The 3,610-nt window shown below is 24.0% G+C and carries 2 protein-coding genes and 1 pseudogene; 2 read left to right on the forward strand and 1 reads right to left on the reverse strand.

Annotated elements, in window-relative coordinates:
* Window positions 1-470 (forward strand): annotated as a pseudogene (gene tnpA, locus BN346_RS19555) (IS200/IS605 family transposase); the annotation flags it as partial.
* 880 nt (window positions 471-1,350) lie between these two features.
* Window positions 1,351-2,445, forward strand: a complete 1,095-nt coding sequence (locus BN346_RS19560; protein WP_051540543.1) for a mechanosensitive ion channel family protein — start codon at window positions 1,351-1,353, stop codon at window positions 2,443-2,445.
* Window positions 2,446-2,494: 49 nt separating this feature from the next.
* On the opposite strand, the gene BN346_RS22335 is transcribed toward BN346_RS19560, so the two are convergent.
* Window positions 2,495-3,232, reverse strand: a complete 738-nt coding sequence (locus BN346_RS22335) for a hypothetical protein (RefSeq protein ID WP_051540544.1) — start codon at window positions 3,230-3,232, stop codon at window positions 2,495-2,497.
* Between the last annotated feature and the right edge of the window lie 378 nt (window positions 3,233-3,610).

Consider the following 3,610-nt stretch of genomic DNA (forward strand, 5'->3'; position numbering starts at 1 on the left):
TGGACAATAGTAGCTTAGCATATAGTAAATAGAATTGCAAATATCACATAGTTTTTTCACCAAAGTATAGAAGACAAATAATTTATGGAAAGATAAAAGTAGATATAGGAGTAATACTTAGAAAATTATGTGAACAAAAGGGAGTAGAAATAATAGAAGCAAATGCATGTAAAGATCATATACATATATTTGTAAGTATTCCACCAAAGTTAAGTGTTTCGCAATTTATGGGGTATTTAAAAGGGAAAAGTTCTCTTATGATATTTGATAGACATGCAAACTTGAAATATAAATATGGAAATAGACAATTTTGGTGTAGGGGATATTATGTTGATACAGTAGGAAGAAATAGAAAAATAATAGAAGAATATATAAGAAATCAAATACAAGAAGATTTTGCGTATGAGCAATTAAGTTTAAAAGAATATATAGACCCGTTTACGGGCGAGCAAGTAAAAAAAGGCAGATAGAAAGCACCTTTTAGGTGCAGCCTGAAAAAGCATGCGGTTGGCAGACCGTTCAGAGTGCGAATAGCACTTGCCAGTAATATGCCCTTATAGGGCTAGAGCAAACCACCCGTTTAACGGGTGGTTATGATTTTTTATATATAAATGTAAGTATCTAATCCTATGTATGTAAAAATTAAAATGTGAATTGAAAGTATTTAAATAGATATAATTTAATTTTAATACTTAATTAGTATTATAATAAATTATTAAATTTAAACAAAAAATGAATTTAGAAAATGTAGATAATAAAAAGTAATAGATATACCTAAAATATTATGGAGACGCATATAAGAAAATTTATATACTCAATTTAACAATAGTATATATTTAAACATATTTGTGGCATAGATTACAATTAAGTTTATACAAATTTATTTTTGTAATAAAGCATTTATTAATTAGAAACGAATTTAAATTTTTACTAAGTAAAAATGTTATTTTAAAATATTTTTATTTTTTATTATAAATATAAGATCTAATTTTATAAGCTTATTTTTTAGATGAGTTAAATGGTTCATTTAAAACTGTATATAGTAAAGTAAGTTTAGAATTTCTTAAAATATATCCACAAATTTAAAAATAAGTTTTATGTTATTAACATTTAGTATTCATTTTGTGGATATAATAAAAAAAATAAAAAAAGTGTGGATAAAATATTAGTTTAGTTGAATTGTAATTTATAAAATATAACTTATGATTTTGACATAAACTAAAGAGTATTTTAAAATCGAATAGTAAGTTAAAAAATAATACAAATTGAAGGGATGGTGAAAAACTGGTTTATTAATACTATTTTATAGTTAATTCAATTAAATAGTTTATATTTTTAAATCAGTACAATATGACAATACTAGCAAGTGTGTTAAATAAGTTTGGTCCATATACACTAGAAGATAAAATATTTATTGTATGGGTTAAATTAGCTATAGCTTTTGGATTATTTATTGTAATATTGTTTTTAAAGAATGTATTAGTAAAATATATTATAAAAATAATAAATGGCATTTTAAATAAGCTAGATATTAAGGATAAAGTAACTATTATATCATCATTTGAAAAACCTATAAAAAATTTCTTATTAATATTAGGTATATATATAATAGTCTTTACTGGGTTTGATATATTAGGTTTAAAAAAGCAAATATTAAATAGAATATTAAAAACTGCATTTGTTATGTGCATAGCACAAGGATTTATTAATTCAGTGAATACACCTATTAGTTTGCTAAATAAATTTTATGATAATGAAGTAAAATTAGATAAAATTGCTTATTCGTTTATAGCGAAGTTTATTAAAGTTGCTATATTAATAATATGCATTCTTATAATAGCTGAGATATGGGGAATAGAAGTAAAAGGTTTAGTAGCTGGAGCTGGGATCGGTGGAGCGGTATTAGCATTAGCAGCAAAAGATACAGCTGCAAATATTGTTGCAGGAATAAGTATAATATTTGATAGATCATTTTCAATTGGAGATTGGATTCAATGCAACAATATAGAAGGTGAAGTAGAAGATATATCACTAAGAAGTACTAAGGTGAGAACTGTTGATAAAGTATTAATAACATTACCTAACTCTATGTTAGCTAATACATCTATATTAAATTTTACGAGGAGAGATATGCGAAGAGTAACTTTTAATATAGGATTAACGTATGGAACTGAACAAGAGAAAATGAAGAATGTTATATCTGAAATAAAAAATATGTTAAATGAAAGTGAAGATGTATTAAATGATGGTATACTAGTTAACTTTGATAAGTACAATGATAGTAGTTTAGATATAAGTATAGCATACTATACAAATAAGGTTAAATTGGATGAGTATCTTAAAGTGAAAAATAATATTAATTTTAAAATAATGGATATAATAGAATTACAAGATACATCAATAGCATTTCCATCAACTACTGTCTATATAAATAAGGAAGAATAAAAAAGCTGGTATATAGTGAAGTATAACTATATACCAGCTTTTTAATATATTAATCTAAATAAGGAACATTATCTTCTAAGCAACTATAAATGCTCTTAACGCCTACGAACCAAAGTGAATCCTCAGAATATTTATTATTTAGCCATTTAAATGGATCTATATTCTCAGGTCTACCCAAAGATAGATTTACTACTGTTCGAGATGCAATTTCAGATGAATCTTTAATATCCGTATTATAATTTTGCCAACTATTAAATACGTTAAATGGATTATTTGCAATTTCCTTTGCATTTGCATTGCTTTTAGGAACAAAACTTTGTTCCTGACCAGTGATGGCAAACAAAAGCAATGGATTCACGTTAAAATTTTTAGCTGTATTTATAATTGTTGAAAAGTAAGGTTCTTCTTCTAATAAAGAATTTCTAGTTTGAAGAAATTTTTTTAAAGAAGATTTATCTACTTCTCTATATACAAAATCATTATGCAAATGAGAGCTTTCTATATAATTTACATTTTGAATTTGAGATGATGAACATTTATTAGAATTATTGTTTTCAGTTTTACATGTATGTCCATCAGGCAAAATATCTTCATTTACAGATAAATATTCCTTTGTATCGTTAAATGATAAAATATTAGAACCAATACGGGTATTAAATACTTGCATATAATCATCTAAATCTACTGGATTAAGTATAGATGAAAATATATAATAGTTGCAAAGCAATATTATAGTAGTCATAAATTTTATTAAAAAGGACTTAAAATTGAAATAATCTTTATTCATTTAATTACCACCATAAAAAAATTTTTTATACAACAATTAATTTAACCTAAAATAATTTTTTTATACTTAATATAATTAAATTATATAAAAACAAGCAATATACTTTACCAAGTGTATCATTACTTATAATAAATAGAAAATAGATGAAATATGTAGTAAATTTAAAATAAGTTAATTATATACATGATTATGAAAATGAATTTTGGACAATGTGTTATATAATAAATCTTGTCGCTGAGGCAAACAAGTAATTAAAGCCAAGCGATGTAGATATAAACTTAAAAAACATTTAAAAAAAGTGTTGACAAAAAAGTTTAAATCTAGTAAAATAGAAAAAGTCGTCAGGTAATGATGACACATTGGTCTTTGAAAATTAAA

It is taken from the genome of Clostridium ihumii AP5, from assembly GCF_000612845.1.
Lineage (GTDB): Bacteria > Bacillota > Clostridia > Clostridiales > Clostridiaceae > Clostridium_J > Clostridium_J ihumii.

What these genes read in the sequence shown, in the direction of transcription:
- BN346_RS19560 (WP_051540543.1), top strand. Translation starts at nt 1,351, where the DNA reads ATGACAATACTAGCAAGTGTGTTAAATAAGTTTGGTCCATATACACTA.
- BN346_RS22335 (WP_051540544.1), bottom strand. Translation starts at nt 3,232, where the DNA reads ATGAATAAAGATTATTTCAATTTTAAGTCCTTTTTAATAAAATTTATG.